Below are 16,947 nucleotides of genomic sequence, written 5' to 3'. Positions count from 1 at the left end.
GACCCCAATGCTTCAGGACCACCCCTTAGTTATAAAACGCATTACTCTATTAAGACTTCTTGTTTTTCTCTTTCAACTGGAACACCCGTGATAGGTTGAACCCAAATTGAATTTCTCCCTTCAACCAACTGCCGTTGGCATCAGTCAGGAAGGCGCGTTCGTTCATGCCCACCGCATTGGAAAAATGCAATTGGAAAACGTGGCCACCTGTATCAATGTCAAAACCAATGGAAGTTGGATTGTAAGTTGGATCGTCTGGAAAACGATTAAAAGCATAGTAATAATCTACGACTAAAGCGACCCTTTTGACAAATTTGTAACGCAGGCCCATGCCCAGGGCAACGATGTCATTGGACTCCAATTCGTTCTCCACGATGTTGCGGTGCAACCAGGTGGGAACCAATTGAGCCGAAAACTTTTCGCTGAACTTGCGCCCTACGATGGCCTGGGTATAATAAGCCGTGCGGCGTGTAAAATTTGGCTCAATCTCCAGACTGGCGAAAGGTTCTTTTAAACCATTGTAGGTAAGCCCTCCAACCAAAACCAGCGAAACCGGAACGCTTTTACTTCCCCGGCTTTGCCACAAAAGGCGGTATTTCAAAAAACCATCCAGTTCCTTGCGGGAAGTACTACGACCAAACCCAACCGTAAGATTAGGGGTAATACCATAGTCAAATCCCATCCGCATAGAGGCATTATCCAGTCCAAACATGTCGTAAAAGCCTTGATTGATTTTGCCAAAACGGTGCAGGATCCGAAAATCCAGTGCACCCGCGTCCAACATTTCCATGCTGTGGCCGTTGATCACTCGTGGTGATTTAAAGGCATTGACTACTTTGTCACCAGTTTCTTCTTCTCCCAGTAAACCTAGCAGATCATCCTGAGCGAATAGACTGCTACTAATGTTGATTAAAAGCGCCAATAGCGCCAATCGTTGCCAGAGTTTTTTCATTGTGCTTATTTACCTTTTAGGATTTCCAGAGCTGCGCTTACCGTGACCTTGGCACTTTCCGCAATTTTGACAAACACTACCGTAGGAATATCAATTTTATAGTCCTTTAGTGGGATCTCAAAACCTGAATTGACCAGGATTTTTCCTTTTTCGACCGTGATAGCTCCTTTCACATTTACTTCTTTGGTTACGCCATGTAGGGTCATGTTTCCGGTTACCCCAACAGGATAGGTTCCATCCTTGTCAAAGTTAACTTTACTGATGTCATTGATTTTACCCCTAAAATTTGCTTTGGGGTATTTTTCACTTTCAACATAGTTTTCGTTGAAGTGTTTCTGCATTAGTGAGTTGGCGAAAGCAAATTTGTTCATGGTCACTGCCCATTCCATTTGCCCGGTAGCGGCATCCAATACACAGGTAGCAGCGGTATTCTTGGCTTTGATTTCTTCGATGTCATCCAATTTGCCCTCGGCGTCAAAGACGACAGTTCCGGTGCGGGTGAAGTACTTAGATTGGGCATTTGTAGTGGTAATGATACTGGCGAGCAGCATCAGCAGATAGAAAAAGCGGGTTACGTTCATAGAATTAAAGTTTTTAATTGTTAAGGGCGCCCAGGCGAATCCATTCCTTGATGGAGCTGATTTCGCAGGATGGGAGCTTTGCGGCTCCATCAGGCATACGCACAAAACCAGCATCGTGGTTTATACTTCCGAATAAACTTCCGTCCTGAACATACCTTTTGACATTGGTATGAGTGGAAAGATCGATATTGCCAGAGGGTGCACTACCTGCATGACAACCATTACAGGAGCGATCAAGGATGGGTTTTACCGTTTTAGCAAAAGTTACCTTGCTCACATCACAGGTCGTACCAGCGCAAGTGGTATTTTTGGCACCTTGTTCAATCCAAAGGGCGATGGTACCAATCTGCTCAGCAGTAAGCCGATTGTAGGGTTTCTTAGGCATCAACTCGTCGCCCACTGAAACCAAAACCTTGTACAATTTACTGCTCTTATAATCCCCTGGATTGACTCCATTAGACACAATAGTCGCATAAGAAGTCAGTTCAATTCCTTCTTCTCGATCAAGGCTATTGTGGCAGCCGCTTTGGGTACAATTGGAAATAAAAATTGGTAACACGTCTTTCTCAAAACAAACCGGATTGACGTTTACTACTTTTTCCTGTGTACAAGCACTAAAAATGAACAAGACCCCTAATAAACCGGGGACGAGGTAGCCAATAAATTGTTTTTTCACCGTCATGTTACATTTACATTATAAGGAGGGATTCAGTGTGGTGTACTCATGTAACTAAATCCCTCCTTTCTATACTGCAAAATTTCTTTGGAAGTTGCCTGAAGGCATGGATTTCTCCTCCGAAAAATAGTTAAAGATTTTTAACTAAATACAAAATCAACTTTGTGATGTGGTATCTAACGAAAAATCAATCATCATGGTCCTCTCCTTCCTGGTGATTTTTGTCACCCCCGGTTTGGCCAGTGGCCTGGCTTCCTGAGTTAAACCAGTCGATCAGGGTCCGTTTTTCCGCTTCGCTCAGTTTCGCTTCAGGGTGCATCAATTTGTAATCCCATAAGGGCATTTCCCCTTCAGCAATGGTTTCGGGGATTTCCTCCAAAGCTTCTGACTGATCGTGCGCAGAACTGTTACCCCAAGTGGAAAAATTTACCTTGGAGCGCCCTTCCTGGATGTGGTTTTGTACCAAAAAAGAGACTGGCGCGACGTAGGAATACCAGGGGTACTTCGCTTCATTAGAGTGACAATCGTAGCAGGAAGCTTTGAGTAAACGCGCAACCTCAGCGGGTGCAGCACTTACTTTGAGGTAATCCTGATTGGGGTCAACGGCTGGATTGCTGCGGTTGACTGGAACAAATTGAATGGCAATTGCTAGCAATAGCAGCAAAAGGCCAATCCTCTTGAGCAGTTTCATGGCTTTGTGGTTAAGCGATGGGACAAGAGTTGAAAGGGTGTCCCATCACTAGTTTAGAAATTTTCCATAACAAGCATCATCGATACGTACGTAACCTATTCTTCTGCGCTTACCCCTCCATTAGCGGAAACATAATAAGCGCCTTTCAGGACAATGGCTGCACCTTGTGGCAATGTTTCGAGTGGTTCAACGGCAACATAGCCATCATTGGCTGGGCCTCTTTTAACTGGAACTCTACGGAAAGTGATACTTCTGGCCTCTTTTTTTTCCTGGTAAAAAATAAAATAGCCACCTTGTTCCTGGATCACCGCTTCTTCTGGCAAAGCAGGCAGCAGACCAGCTTCAGCTAAGGCAATCCGGGCGTTGAGAAAACCTCCCTTGGCCATTTGTTGGTTGCTTGCTGCACTTGTATGGTCAAAACGGGCGTGTACCCGAACGGTTTTCCGTTCGGCATCAACGCTGCGTTCGAGGTAGTCGATATGGGCGTTGAACACTTGCTCATTGCCCCCCGGGAATTTCAAGTGTACCTTTTGACCCGCTTTAACCTGGTTCAGGTTTTTTTCAAAGACATACAGCACTGGGTGTAAATAGGCCAGGTTACTTACCTCACAAATGGGATCACCCAGATTCAACGCTTGTCCCAAACTGGCATCCACCCGGGTTACTACTCCTGCAACTGGTGAGGTGATCAGTAGCTCAGTCCGCAAATTATCGGGAGTAAGTTTGGCCGGATCGATCTGATACTGGCGCAATTTGGCAGCCAGGAGTTTTCCTGAAGTTTGAGCGGCGCGCCAATCCGCTTCGGCTTTTTGAAAATTCTTGGTGGCGGTAGCATCATTTTCTTTCAGGGCCTTGTAACGTTGGTATTCTGTTTCGAGGAATACCATGCGGTCCTTGTTCTCCAGGTACTGTTGTTGCAAGTCCAATAAATCAGGTTTGCGCAACACCGCTAGCACCCCACCTTTGGCGACATTGCTGTTGTTGCGAATGCGCAATTCGCTGATGATTCCTTCGGTAAAAGCACTGACTAGAGCGGTATGCTCCTTGCCCAAAACCAATTCAGCGTTTACGTCCAAATAATCACTCAATGGGCGGAGGGTAAAAGTTCCGGTTTGGATGGTGGCCTGCTCAGCTTGTTCTGTACTCAGTGTAACCGTGTTGCCACTCATTTCCTGAGTAGAAGCGACCTCGGCACTTTCTGTGCTTGGCTCGGTTTTTTTACCACAAGCCAGCATGAACAAGGTCAGGGACAAGAGGATACTGTTATATTTGATGCGATTCATTTTTTAGAGATTTAAAAGGGTTTTGGACTATTGTCCGGCAATAAATTTCAATTCCACCACGGTCAGACTCAATCCGTACAAGTTTTCCAGGTAATTCATCTGGATGCCAATCGCCTGCTCAACTTGCTGTGACAAGGTGGTGTAATCAATTTCACCCTCCTGATAATTCAGGCTGGCATTGCGGAGCAACTCATTGGATAAGGCCTGGCCTTGGGTTTGAAAATACTCGATCAAGGTGTTGTACTTCTCTTGCTCGTGCAACAAATGCGCCATTTGGGAGCGCTGTTGAAGCAGAACTTCCTGATAATTGGCTTCGGCAATTTGGACGTTCAGTCCTGCAGACTCCACCGCTTTGTGGCGAGCCTTATTGACCAAGGGCAGGTTGACGCCCAATTGCCAGCCCGGATAAAATGCCCCGTTGCCTAAGACCTGGCCATAAACACCCGTAGAAAAACTGGGGGCAAAGCGCGACTGCTCAATTTGTTGCTGACTTTTGGCCACACTCACCCCGGCTAGTCCCGCTTTGGCACTGGGTGCCTGAATGATCAAAGCAGTATCGGCAAGGCTAAAGGTTTGTTTGCGAAGCGGTTCCGCGATCGCACTTACCGCTTGGGGTAAGCCCAGCAATTGACCTAAAACCACTTGGTCAAAATTCAACTCATGATCAATGGTCTCGAGGATCAAACGAACTTGTGCGGCCTTGTCTTGGGCGGCCAGCTTTTCCGCCAGGGCTGCATCCCCTGCTTTGTAACGTTGTTCAGCTATGGTTGAAAAACGGGTGTACACCGAATCCAATGAACGATACAATCTGGACTTGGCATCCAAATACCCCAGGTGCTGGTAAATCTCGCGCACTTGCCGGATCAGGTCTTGTTGGGTATGGGCCAATACAGCGGAGGCTTGACTTTGTTTTTGCTGGTAAAAACTGGCCGTTGCCCGGGTAGCCTTGCGACTGGGGAAACTTTGGCTGATGCCAAAAGTAGTGGTTCCCAGTATTCCCAAATCAGGGTCAGCGGTGACATTGTGAAACAGGTTGGCTGGTTCGTACATTTTGGCTGTACCCTGCAATACCTGTTGCTGCTGTACTTGGATATTGGCCGATCGAACTGCAGGATGGTTCTTTAAAGCCAAAGTAATGGCGTCGTTTTCCCGCAATGCATTTTGCCCCTGAAGCGAAGCTCCGGCCAGCAGCAACGGAATCAGCAAAATCCCTACCGAAGGCGGCACTTTGAGGAATCGTTTGCGCTCAAAAAACAAGGCATAAAGCACTGGTAAGACAATCAAGGTCAGCAAAGTGGAAGTAATCAAACCTCCAATGACCACTGTAGCCAGTGGGCGTTGTACTTCTGCACCCGCGCCATGTGAAATGGCCATTGGCAAAAAACCCAATGAAGCTACCGCCGCAGTCATGAGTACTGGTCGCAAACGGGCAATGGCCCCGGAGCGAATCCGCTCTGGTACACTTTCTATACCTTCCTTTTCCAACTGGTTGAAATAGGTGATCAGCACAATCCCGTTCAATACAGCTACCCCGAATAGGGCAATAAACCCAACTCCAGCAGATATGGAAAAAGGCATATCACGAATCAGCAAAGCAAATACGCCTCCAATGGCCGACATGGGGATGGCGGTGAAAATCAACAAACTTTCCTTGACGGAATTGAAAGTGAAAAACAGGAGCAGGAAAATGAGGGCCAAGGCTACGGGTACCGCAATCGAAAGCCGCGCTTTGGCTGCTTGCAGGTTTTCAAATTGGCCGCCATAAGTGGTAAAATAACCTGCGGGTAATTTGAGCTCGGCATCCAATTTGGCTTGTACCTCCAAAAATGCACTTTCCACATCGCGACCACGCACGTTGGCTCCTACTACGATCCGGCGCTGGGCGTTGTCCCTACTGATTTGGGCGGCACCCAGGCGGTAATCTACATCGGCAACTTCACTCAACGGAATCAATTCGCCATTTGGAGTCGTGATGGGCAATTGACGTACATCCTCCAAATCGCTGCGGTTTTGGTCATCCAGGCGCAACACGAGGTCGAAGCGCCGGGCTTCTTCATAAACGACTCCGGCAGAAGTACCCGCGAAAGCAGCGCGCAAGGTGGCATTGACATCGCGAATGTGTAAGCCGTAACGGGCGATTTTATCGTAATGGTAATCGACCACAATTTGTGGTAAACCTTCCACTTGTTCTACTTTTAAATCAGCCAGACCGGGAATGTTTTTGAGGAGTTGTTCCACCCGGTGCCCGGCGTGGGCCAGAGAGTCCATGTTTTCCCCAAAAATTTTGACCGCAATATCCGAGCGCACTCCCGTCATCATTTCATCGAAACGCATCTTGATGGGTTGGGTGAATTCAAAGGCCATGCCGGGAATTTCGTGTACTTTTTCTTCAATTTTGCTGACCAACTCATCTTTGGTTTCGGCTTTGCTCCATTCTTCAATGGGTTTGAGTAAGATGATGTTGTCGGCAGTTTCGATGGCCATGGGGTCGGTAGGAATTTCAGCACTCCCAATTTTGGAAATTACCTGTTCGACTTCGTTGGGGAAGTTTTTCAGGATGATGTTTTGCGCCAGGCGATGACTTTCCAGGGTTTGATCCAGGGAGGTACCCGGGCGCAAAAAGCCGTGCATCATGATATCGCCTTCGTCCAAAGTAGGAATGAATTCACCCCCCATCCTGGAAAACAACCACAAAGAGATAGCCAATAAACCCAAACTGAGTCCGATTACCGTTTTGCGCCAAGCCAAGGCCCAATTCAAAACCGGAAGGTAAATGCGTTGAATGGCTAAAATGATTCGATCTGCCAGGTTATGGTGGTGGTGCAATTTGCGACTCAAAGTCAAAGCAGAAACCGCAGGTACGTAAGTCAAAGACAAGAGCAGTGCACCGACCAAGGCAAAAGATACAGTTTGAGCCATAGGTTTAAACATCTTGCCTTCGATGCCCACCAAAGATAAAATGGGCAAATAGACGATCAGAATGATCACCACTCCAAAAATGGAAGAGCGCATGATGCGACTGGCGGCTTCCAGTACACTTTCGTTCATTTGGTTTTTGCTCAAATGTACCGTTTGGCCGGGTTCAATGGGCACTTCAGGCCTTGCCAAAAAGCGGACGTGCAGGTAGTGCAAAGTCGCTTCCACAATGATAACGGCACCGTCCACAATCAAGCCAAAATCCAGGGCACCAAGCGACATCAGGTTGGCACTTACGCCAAAAAGTTGCATCATGGAAATGGCAAAAAGCATGGACAAAGGAATCACCGAAGCAATGATCAGACCTGCCCGAAAATTACCAACCAGAAGCACCAGTACAAAAATGACGATGAGGGCACCTTCAATCAGGTTTTTTTCTACAGTGGCAATGGTACGGTTAACCAGTTTTTCCCGATCCAAAAAAGTACTGATGGTGATGCCTTCGGGCAAGCCTTTTTTGACTTCTTCGAGGCGGTTTTTCACCCTTTCAATGACTTTGGCCGCATTCTCACCCTTGAGCATCATCACGATACCCAACACAATTTCGCCTTCGCCGTTGTGGCTTACCGCACCGTAGCGGAGGGCTTTGCCAAAACGAACCTCGGCCACATCCGCAATGCGTACAGGCAGGCCATTGACGCTTTTGATCACAATTTGACCAATGTCGTCCAGGCTTTTGACCAGGCCCCGTGCCCGAATGAAGTAGACGCTGCTGTGTTTTTCGACATAAGCCCCACCGGTGTTTTCATTGGCACCCTCCAGCGCAGTGAGTATTTCCGGTAGGCCAATTTGTACACTGCGCAGACGCTCGGGCCTCACGCCTACTTCGTACTGTTTCAGGTTGCCGCCAAAGCTGTTGATTTCTACAACCCCAGGTACTCCGGTCAATTGTTTTTTGACAATCCAATCCTGGATTTCCCGTAGATCGGCAGCGGAATATTTGTGCTCATAACCTGCTTTAGGTTCAATGCGATAGTGTAAAATTTCGCCTAAGCCTGTGGAAATAGGCGCCAATTCAGGCTTTCCAAATCCGGGAGGAATACTCTCTTCCGCCGTTTTGAGTTTTTCATTCACCATTTGGCGGGCCAGATACACGTTGATGTCTTCTTCAAAAACAATGGTAATGACACTGAGCCCGAAGCGGGAGATCGAGCGCAACTCGACTACGCCGGGTATTGATTTTACTGCACTTTCGATGGTGGCAGTTACAAACTGCTCTACCTCCTGGGTAGCCAGGGTAGGGCATACCGTGAGCACCTGCACCTGGTTGTTGGTGATGTCGGGAATGGCGTCGATGGGTAGTCGGGCAAAGGAGTAAATTCCCGCAATGACCATCGCCAATGTCCCCAATCCCACCATAAACTTGTTATGGATGGAAAAACGGATTATTTGAGTCAACATGTACTGTTGATTTATAGAAAAAAATAAAAGAAAGGAAAATTGGCTCAATAGCAATGAGCCATGACTAGAGGCTAGTCATTTAAAAGGGGAGATCAGGCTCGGGGCGGCTGCCAAATGCAGGATAGGTGAGCCGCGCCCGGGTTTTGATCGTGTTGAAAAACCGAGGAGTTTTGAGGCTCTTCCCAATGATGTGGAGATACAATTAAGTCTGTGTAAAGTGGAAGCACTGAGTCGCCAGTCATATTCATGTGCAGGCACGAATCATGGTGTTTGGCTTTGCCCGGCAACTTGGAATGGTCGTGTTGATTGCGGTGATTGGCGTAATCTTTGCCATAGTGCTGGCTCAGGAATTCACCAAGGGTTGTGGCTGGATTTTCCTGGAGATGATCTTGATAATGAGCCATGAGTGCGGGAAATTTAGCAAACTCTTCCACCCACTGTGGCGCCAGCGACAGCAGCAGGTAAAAAGCAAGCATAAATCGACTCAGGTAAACTCTCATGGTTGATCCAATAAAACACTCCGCGCTGAAGAGAACTTCAACGCGGAGTAAAGATTGCACAAAAGTCAGTAAATTTATGTGGATAGGCAATGAAATTTTTTTATTCAGTCAAAACAACCCTCAAAACAGGCCGATCCGATTTTGACTTTTGGCATTGGAATCAAAATTTGGCCAAGCATCGTTGGCCAAGATATTTTTGGTTAAGGCTTCAAAATCACTAGGGCTCAACAGAATGGGAGAGTAGCCACTATTCATTTCATTCAGAGCCCGGATGAAGGTTTTAAAATTGTCCTCACTACCAATTAGTAAGGCCTTATATGTGAGGTTTTCCAATTCGAAATTGGGCTCTTTGAGCGCCACTTTCAGGTCGTACATTTTACGTTCTTCGAGATTGGCAGAGGTGCGATAAGCATCTTCCAGCGAAAAATTAGCTGCAATCATCAGCTCGGTGTACAAATGGCGCAACTTAACGTCAATGAATTGTCCCAATGGGTATTCATTGAAGTGATTGGGCACATTGATCATCAGTTCGGCAGCTACTGCGCTCAATTTGCCAACGTGTTCCGATTCTTCATTGGCTACCCGATTAAAAATATCGGTTACCCACATGGTATCCAGGGCGCGATAGAAGTCGTGAGCCAGCTTTTCTTGTTCCACGAGATACAAAATAATGGACTCTTTGCTCTTGAGTTGATTGCCAATGAGAGACTGGGCATTAAGCGCGAAAGCAGCGCTGATGAGGATGGAAAGAACCAATATCTTTTTCATAACTGCTGATTTTTTTCTGTTAATCGGTTACGCCAACAAAATTGCAGTTATTTCAAAGGATTTGCCCTGTCAAAAGTTTTCGATCCGACTGACAATAATCAGTCCGCCGCTAAAGTGGCTACTGCACTTGTTTTGGCTTTGTCAAGGCTCATTGCGCCTTCTTTTTTACCAGGAATTCGGATTTGTACCAGGTTGCGCTGGTCATTGAACAATTCAAGCATCAGTTTGCTGGCTATTTCAATTTTTTGGGTTTCAGCGGCTACCACGTTGAGTTTTAAATAACAAGTGATGGTTTCGTGGGTGTTTTCAGTCTTTTGCAAACTGAAGTTGCCACTTTTGCCATTGATTTTAAGCTGTAATTTGCTGCGGAGGTATTTGAGGATCAGGTCCTCCGTCTTGAGTTTGCCACTCTGAATCTGGGGTGCATAAGTCTCGTACTGAATGGCCCGGGCGAAGTCGTCGGAGAAAAAAGTGACGGAGCATTCCAGGTTTTTGCTTTTTTCAGTCCCGTAAATTTCCATCACCGTGAGGTGGATAGGGTGAGGGGCAAATAGAGCGCTGGAGAAAAGGAAAAAAAGCAATAATTTCATCATCGTCCATTTTTCCAATAAACGATTGGGAGGACGGAAAAGTTATCGAAGAAGTTGAGGAGTTGAGGCTACCGCAGCGATTTTGACAATGCCATTGGCACACGCACACTATCACACACCCATCCTTGCGGTAGCCTCAACTCCTCAACTACTAATCCATTGCCTTCTTAAAATCAGTACTCTCAGGCGTTATCCCGGAAGCGAAGAAATGGGTAAGCTTGCCGTTTTCGTCGATGAGGTACTTGCAAAAGTTCCAGGAGGGGACATCGCTGTTCCAACCATTTTGACCTGGGTCAGTCAGCCATTTGTACACTGGACTTTGGTTGTCCCCCTTAACGTCCACCTTTTCGAACATTTGGAAGGTTACGCCGTAGTTTTTTTGACAGAACTCCTGAATATCATTTGCTGTACCAGGTTCCTGGCCCATGAATTGGTTGCAAGGAAAACCCAGAACGACTACGTTGTCTTTATTTTTCTCGTAGAATGCCTGCCAATCCGCGTATTGGGGGGTGTACCCGCATTTTGAAGCGACATTGAGTACGATGATTTTTTTGCCCTTGTATTGGGCCATGGACACCGTTTGTCCATCCAAAGTAGTGGCACTTAAATTGTGGAAAGAAGTGGCTGAAGACATAAGTTTGGGCTTAGCATCAGTAGAACTGGAAGATGAAGAAACTTTGTTGGCATTGAAACAGCTCGACACCCAAGCGGGGATGCTGAGCAAGATGGCAAAGATGAATCTTGTATGCATAATTGATTGTATTTTAAATCCTAGGTTTTTGAACAGTAAAATTGAAAAATGGTTGCGCCAATGATGCAAGAACTCCAACTCAAAAAATAACCTAATGCTCATCTGGGGCTAATACCCGCTTAATACGCCCGGCTTACATTTGATTTATAGGTACACCAATTTAACTCTGGTGTCAACAAACCTACTACAATCGTCAAAGCATTCGCACCATGAAAAAATTAATTTATCTTTTTGTTTGCCTGGTTTTGTTTGCAAATTTACCTGCACAAAACAACCAATGGATTATTCATGCCCCTGCTGGTAGCCGGCCAACGCAGCTAATCAAGGGTGGTCAAACCGTCATTCCCAACGGTAGAATCGTAACTCCCTTGGGCAAATCCATCACTACGGCTCCACACCCCTATGGCCTGGTGCTTAGCCAAGATGGAACCATGGCCGCAACTGCGAATACCGGGATTCGGCCATTTTCGGTTACGATGATTCGCAACGTCACAGAGGTCAATCCGGTAGTAACCCAAATTCCCGAAGGTGTGGAAACCGATAAAGGGGTTTTGGCCGCAGTGTACATGGGCGTTGCCATTGCCCCAAACAACCGCAAAATTTATGTTGCTGGGGGACAGGAGGGCAAAATTTTTGTTTTTGATCCCAACAACAAAGCCAAATTGGCCGAGATCAACTGCAATACTACGGTCAACAACCGCAGTTATTCCAGCAGTTACATCGGAGAATTGGCGTTGAGCAAAGATGGCCGCTTGCTTTATGCGCTGGATCAAATCAACTTCCGTCTGCTCATCATCGATACCGAACTAAATCAGGTGAGCCGCAGCATTGGTGTGGGGCGTTATCCCTTTGGATTGGCACTATCCCCCGACGAAAGCCGCGCCTATGTGGTCAATGTTGGGCTTTATGCCTATCAGGATGCCTATACCTACACCCCGGGTAATCCCAAAGGAAATACCTTGAACGGGCGCACCCAGGTTGCTTACGGCAGCCCCGAAGCTGTCAATGGCAAAAAGATTGGAGACAAGACGATTCCGCCACTGGGTGACCCCCTGTCACCAGATGCACTTTCGGTCTTTGCCATCGATCTAAAAACCGATGCCATTTTGGCCAAAATCAAAACTGGGAATCAAATCGGGCAAGTATTAGAGGGCGTTCCTGCAGTGGGTGGTGCTAGCCCCAATTCGGTGGTAGCTACCGACGATTATGTTTTTGTCAGCAATGGACACAGCGATTGTGTATCGGTCATCGATGCCCGTTCATTGACCAAAAAAACCGAAATTTTTCTCAACCCCGAAAGCCGCTTAAAGAACTTGCGCGGGATGATCCCTTTTGGGCTGGCTTGTTCGCCCGATCACAAACGACTCTTTGTAGCTGAAGCAGGGATCAACGCAATAGGGGTTATCGATGTCCCGAGCCTCAAGGTAATCGGGCATATTCCTACTGGCTGGTTTCCCTCCAAACTGCAAACCAGTCGCGACGGTCGTAAGCTAATTGTTGCCTGTGCCAAGGGACTCGGCAGTGGCCCCAATGGTGGCTCAACTTTCAATGTGGACCGCGAAGGCAGTTACATTGGCAATTTGATGAAAGGTATTGTGAATGTTTTTGACATTCCCAAAGATGCCGATTTGGCCAAACACACCGAGCAAGTGCTGCGCAACAATTACCTGATCCGGCCTGCCACCGACGCTGCTTTCAAAAGCCGCAGCACCAATCCAATTCCACTGTATCCAGGCCAGAAGGCATCACCGATCCAACATGTGGTATTCATCATCAAGGAAAACCGAACCTACGACGAAATCTTCGGTCAGTTGCCCAAGGGCAATGGTGAAGCGGCAATGGCCCGTTTTGGCTACGGTGGGGCTACAGTTACCACGCCAACAGGGGAAAAAATCGCCGGACTTACCCCCGCACCCAACCACTTGCGACTCGCCAAGGAATTTGCCATTTCAGACAATTATTACGTTGATTCGGATGTATCGGCCGATGGCCACCGTTGGTTGGTCGGTTTGTATCCGAATGAATGGGTGGAAGTCAATGTGATGGCTCAATATGGTGGTGGACGTGCCTACAAAAAGGATTCCTCCGCAATAGGTGCCCGGATTTTGAGCGGTTCAGGCAGTCCAGAGGACATCAACGAAGCGGGTTCAATTTGGGATCACCTCTATCGCTTGAAAAAACCATTTTACAATTTTGGGATGACCCTAAACAATATTCCTACCACAGTAAAAGCCGCTTTTGATTCCGCCCAAGTCAGCACCGCGTTCAATGTACCGGCCTCAGTGGGGCTTTTGGAATACACCTCTATGAAATACCCTTCTTACAATACGAGTATTCCCGATCAGTTTAGGGCGGATGTATTGATGGAAGAATTCCGTGAAAAATGGATGAGTGGCACCGAAAAAATGCCAGCTTTCACCACGATCCGCCTGGGGAATGACCACGGTGCCGGAATTCGGCCCAATGCAGGGTATCCTTATTTTCAAAGCTATATGGCCGACAATGACCTGGCTCTGGGCAGAATTGTTGAGTTTCTTAGTCATACACCCTACTGGAAAAACATGCTCATCGTTGTCACAGAAGACGATGCTCAGGGCGGTGCCGACCACGTCGACGCTCACCGCAGCGTGTTGATGACCATTTCCCCCTACATCAAGCGGGGATATATTGGCCACCAGCACAGTAGTTTTGGCAGCATTTTCAAGACCTTTTGGAACTGTCTGGGAGTCCCTTACCTCAATCAATATGATGCGAGTGCCAGTGATTTGGCGGAGTTATTTACGGATAAGCCTGATTTTCGCCCTTATGAAGCTTCACCAGTTGACCCTGAATTGTTCAACCCTGAGCTTGCACTAGGGCCTTTCGATCGGGAATTTGATTGGGCTTCGATAGCGGAATCGCCAGAAATGGACAATGTCCCCCTGATGGAGCAAATGAGTGAGGAAGCCGCCAAAGCCTTTGCGGAAGCCAGCCCTTTCGCACCATTTATTGATCCCATTCAATCTAGCTTCCGCGGTACCCTTCAGGTAGCGATCAAAGCTTTTCCCAAAAATGTGGAAATCCGGTACACTCTGGATGGAACCGAACCTGGGCGGCAGTCGGCTCGATTTGAGAAGCCGATTGTATTGAATGCCACTACTACCATACGGGCCCGAGCTTATTATCCCAATGGTAAAGTTAGCCGGGTAGCTACCCGACAGTATACAGCAAATTAGGGGCAATCAGCATGGTAAAAAAACAGGTTAATTGATGATTCGCGCAGAGAGTAGACCCCATTGCCCTTTCGAGGGGCAATGGGGTCTAATTTTGTAGGCAAAATTTGGAGCGGTAGAAACGCTAGGCGATTCGTGTTTTTTTTGACTTGGACAAGACAAAAAAGAATAATACGTTTTAACAACAAAAATCCTCGCGAAATGAAACTCCAAATTCTGGTCTTGGCAATGGTTGTTTTTGTTGCGAGTTTTAAAAAGCCTTAGAGATGCTGTCATCAACCTGGAAAAAAAACAGATCAAAGCTTTAAGATAGGCCCCTCAAGTAGTATTTAATAGACCCCAAAAAACAAAAATGGGGCCACCGAAGCAGCCCCACCTGATGGACAAATTCTTAAACAAATAGCATCGGATTTATGCTTCTACTTCTTCGTGTTTGTGCGCTTCAATCAATTTCTGCTGAATATCCACGGGCACTGCCTGGAACTCCGCAAAACTTTGATGGAACTTGGCCCTACCTTGTGAAATCGAGCGCAGCGTGCTGGAATACAGGTACAATTCCGCTTGTGGCGCCCGGGCCATGATCTTTTGATAGTGCCCATCCGAGTCCATGCCCAATACCATGGCGCGGCGCGTTTGTAGGTCACTCATGATGTCGCCCATGACCTCGTCAGGACAAAGGATTTCCAGATCTACCAGCGGCTCCATGATTTGGGGCGCAGCATCGCGGAAAGCATCCTTGAAGGCATGGGTGGCAGCCAGCATGAAGGCCATATCGTTGGAGTCTACCGGGTGCATTTTACCGTCGTAGACACATACCCGGATGTCCTGGCAGTGTGAGCCTGTCAGTGGTCCTTCCTCCATTTTAGCCATGATGCCTTTTTTGATGGCGCTGGAGTACTTGGTATCGATGGAACCACCAACTACACACCAATAAAAAGCCAGCTTACCACCCCAGGGAAGGTCTTCTACTTCCCGGTTGCGCACGCTCAGATCGGAAGGATCGGGCATACCCTCAAAATAGGGATCGATGCGCATGTGTACTTCTCCAAACTGCCCGGCACCACCCGTTTGTTTTTTGTGGCGGTATTGCGCGTTGGCAGATTTGGTAATGGTTTCGCGGTAAGAAATGCGGGGTTTTACAAAACTCATACTCACACCCTGAGCCTGCTCCACCCGATGTTTGATCAGGTCGAGGTGCAGCTGCCCCTGGCCGTGTAACAAAGTTTGTTTGAGCGATGCACTCAGCTCCACACTTACGGTAGGATCTTCCTCATGAATGGTGTGCAAGGCCTTCATGAGTTTTTCCATGTCATTTTTATTGGCTTGCTCAACGGCAACGGTCACCCGTGGTTCCGGGAAAGAAATCGGCACGATTTCATGATCGGCACCTTTGGCATTGAGCGTATTGTTGGTGTGGGTATTTTTAAGTTTGACAGTCACCCCAATGTCTCCTGCTTTCAGTTCATTGACAGCGACCCGCTCTTTGCCATTGGCGATAAAAAGCTGGCCAAAACGTTCAACGGTGCGATTGGAGAAATTGGTGAGTTCATCCCCCGCTTTGAGTACGCCGCTACAGACTTTGAAGTAGGAGAGCAGCCCTACCCGGGGTTCTGAAATGGTTTTGTACACAAAAACTGTTGCAGGAAGACTGGAATCACAAGCCAGGGTCTTTCCGGTGGTGAGGGGCAATGGTTTGCGATCTACAGGCGATGGGCATACATCGTTGATGAAACCCATTATCCGACCTGAGCCCATATCCCGGCTGGCGGAAGTACAAAAAACCGGAATGATCTGGCCCTGGGCAATCGCGATACGCAAGCCCTGCGCCAATTCTTCTTCACTCAGGTTTCCTTCTTCAAAATAGCGTTCCATCAGGGTTTCATCGTTTTCAGCAGCTGCTTCTACGATGATGCGGTGCATTTCATCTGCCCGCGCTTTTTCAGCATCGGGAATAGGACGTTTTTCGGGCTTTCCACCACCATCGGGGAAGTAGTACATCACCATACGCAGGGCATCGATGATGGAATTAAAACCTACTCCCGGGTTGAGAGGATATTGAAAGGGCATTACTTTATTGCCAAAACGGGCAATGGCTTGTTCCAAAGTAGCGTCGAAGTCAGCTTTTTCGTGGTCAACCTGATTGATGACAAAAATGGCAGGTGCGTCAAAAGATTCGATGTATTCCCAGAGCAATTCTGCACCTACTTCAACCCCACTCTTGGCGTTGTGGATGAGAACTGCCGTAGTTGCTACCCGTAGGGAAGAAACCACCTCACCAATAAAGTCATCCAGTCCTGGTGTGTCAATGAGGTTGATTTTGGAGTTTTTCCAGGAGACGTGTTCAAGCGAAGCGAAAAGTGAGCCGCCGCGTTCGTGTTCGAGGTCGGTATAGTCGGATACCGTGTTGCCCTCTTCCACGCTGCCGCGGCGGCTAATCTCGCCTCCCTCAAACAACATGGCTTCTGCCAGAGTGGTTTTCCCGACGCCGGAATGGCCCAGGAGTACCACGTTGCGAATCTGTTTACTGTCGAAGCTCATATGGTTAGTGTTTAAATGAAAAAAAAGA

The 16,947-nt window shown here is 47.5% G+C and carries 12 protein-coding genes; 1 reads left to right on the top strand and 11 read right to left on the bottom strand.

Annotated elements, in window-relative coordinates:
• Positions 1-49 precede the first annotated feature (49 nt).
• From SFV55_RS02565 to SFV55_RS02520, 10 genes are all read right to left on the bottom strand, one after another.
• Positions 50-952 carry a DUF5777 family beta-barrel protein gene (locus SFV55_RS02565; protein WP_320027887.1) on the bottom strand — a complete coding sequence of 301 codons (903 nt, stop codon included), beginning with the start codon at positions 950-952 and terminating at the stop codon, positions 50-52.
• A 5-nt stretch (positions 953-957) separates the two neighbouring features.
• A complete protein-coding gene (locus tag SFV55_RS02560) occupies positions 958-1,533 on the bottom strand; it encodes a YceI family protein (RefSeq protein WP_320027886.1) in 576 nt (191 codons plus the stop codon).
• Positions 1,534-1,546: 13 nt separating this feature from the next.
• The gene (locus SFV55_RS02555; RefSeq protein ID WP_320027885.1) at positions 1,547-2,209 is read right to left on the bottom strand and encodes a hypothetical protein; all 663 of its coding nucleotides are present in this window, start codon (positions 2,207-2,209) and stop codon (positions 1,547-1,549) included.
• A gap of 187 nt (positions 2,210-2,396) precedes the next feature.
• The gene (locus tag SFV55_RS02550) at positions 2,397-2,900 is read right to left on the bottom strand and encodes a heme-binding domain-containing protein (RefSeq protein WP_320027884.1); all 504 of its coding nucleotides are present in this window, start codon (positions 2,898-2,900) and stop codon (positions 2,397-2,399) included.
• Between the two features lie 95 nt (positions 2,901-2,995).
• On the bottom strand, positions 2,996-4,183 hold the full coding sequence (locus tag SFV55_RS02545) for an efflux RND transporter periplasmic adaptor subunit (protein ID WP_320027883.1): 1,188 nt from the start codon (positions 4,181-4,183) through the stop codon (positions 2,996-2,998).
• A 27-nt stretch (positions 4,184-4,210) separates the two neighbouring features.
• The gene (locus tag SFV55_RS02540) at positions 4,211-8,560 is read right to left on the bottom strand and encodes a CusA/CzcA family heavy metal efflux RND transporter (protein WP_320027882.1); all 4,350 of its coding nucleotides are present in this window, start codon (positions 8,558-8,560) and stop codon (positions 4,211-4,213) included.
• A 92-nt stretch (positions 8,561-8,652) separates the two neighbouring features.
• Positions 8,653-9,060: a hypothetical protein gene (locus tag SFV55_RS02535; protein ID WP_320027881.1), complete on the bottom strand. Its 408-nt coding sequence runs from the start codon at positions 9,058-9,060 to the stop codon at positions 8,653-8,655.
• A gap of 120 nt (positions 9,061-9,180) precedes the next feature.
• The gene (locus SFV55_RS02530) at positions 9,181-9,828 is read right to left on the bottom strand and encodes a DUF2202 domain-containing protein (RefSeq protein WP_320027880.1); all 648 of its coding nucleotides are present in this window, start codon (positions 9,826-9,828) and stop codon (positions 9,181-9,183) included.
• 98 nt (positions 9,829-9,926) lie between these two features.
• Positions 9,927-10,418: a DUF6702 family protein gene (locus tag SFV55_RS02525; protein WP_320027879.1), complete on the bottom strand. Its 492-nt coding sequence runs from the start codon at positions 10,416-10,418 to the stop codon at positions 9,927-9,929.
• Between the two features lie 151 nt (positions 10,419-10,569).
• Entirely contained in the window at positions 10,570-11,169 is a 600-nt protein-coding gene (locus tag SFV55_RS02520; RefSeq protein ID WP_320027878.1) for a glutathione peroxidase, read from the bottom strand.
• A gap of 209 nt (positions 11,170-11,378) precedes the next feature.
• Between SFV55_RS02520 and SFV55_RS02515 the strand changes: the two genes are divergently transcribed.
• On the top strand, positions 11,379-14,384 hold the full coding sequence (locus SFV55_RS02515; protein WP_320027877.1) for an FN3 associated domain-containing protein: 3,006 nt from the start codon (positions 11,379-11,381) through the stop codon (positions 14,382-14,384).
• Positions 14,385-14,792: 408 nt separating this feature from the next.
• Here the strand turns inward: SFV55_RS02515 and SFV55_RS02510 are convergent, their stop codons facing one another.
• Positions 14,793-16,919 (bottom strand): elongation factor G, encoded by a 2,127-nt coding sequence (locus SFV55_RS02510; RefSeq protein ID WP_320027876.1) that lies wholly within the window; start codon positions 16,917-16,919, stop codon positions 14,793-14,795.
• Positions 16,920-16,947: the final 28 nt, after the last annotated feature.

This window comes from Haliscomenobacter sp., from assembly GCF_033763495.1.
Taxonomy (GTDB): domain Bacteria; phylum Bacteroidota; class Bacteroidia; order Chitinophagales; family Saprospiraceae; genus Haliscomenobacter.
This window is presented reverse-complemented; position numbering and strand designations above follow the sequence as displayed.

Coding starts and splice junctions, on each gene's coding strand:
- SFV55_RS02530 (WP_320027880.1), bottom strand. CDS start 9,828: ATGAAAAAGATATTGGTTCTTTCCATCCTCATCAGCGCTGCTTTCGCG.
- SFV55_RS02510 (WP_320027876.1), bottom strand. CDS start 16,919: ATGAGCTTCGACAGTAAACAGATTCGCAACGTGGTACTCCTGGGCCAT.
- SFV55_RS02525 (WP_320027879.1), bottom strand. CDS start 10,418: ATGAAATTATTGCTTTTTTTCCTTTTCTCCAGCGCTCTATTTGCCCCT.
- SFV55_RS02560 (WP_320027886.1), bottom strand. CDS start 1,533: ATGAACGTAACCCGCTTTTTCTATCTGCTGATGCTGCTCGCCAGTATC.
- SFV55_RS02540 (WP_320027882.1), bottom strand. CDS start 8,560: ATGTTGACTCAAATAATCCGTTTTTCCATCCATAACAAGTTTATGGTG.
- SFV55_RS02515 (WP_320027877.1), top strand. CDS start 11,379: ATGAAAAAATTAATTTATCTTTTTGTTTGCCTGGTTTTGTTTGCAAAT.
- SFV55_RS02545 (WP_320027883.1), bottom strand. CDS start 4,183: ATGAATCGCATCAAATATAACAGTATCCTCTTGTCCCTGACCTTGTTC.
- SFV55_RS02565 (WP_320027887.1), bottom strand. CDS start 952: ATGAAAAAACTCTGGCAACGATTGGCGCTATTGGCGCTTTTAATCAAC.
- SFV55_RS02550 (WP_320027884.1), bottom strand. CDS start 2,900: ATGAAACTGCTCAAGAGGATTGGCCTTTTGCTGCTATTGCTAGCAATT.
- SFV55_RS02535 (WP_320027881.1), bottom strand. CDS start 9,060: ATGAGAGTTTACCTGAGTCGATTTATGCTTGCTTTTTACCTGCTGCTG.
- SFV55_RS02520 (WP_320027878.1), bottom strand. CDS start 11,169: ATGCATACAAGATTCATCTTTGCCATCTTGCTCAGCATCCCCGCTTGG.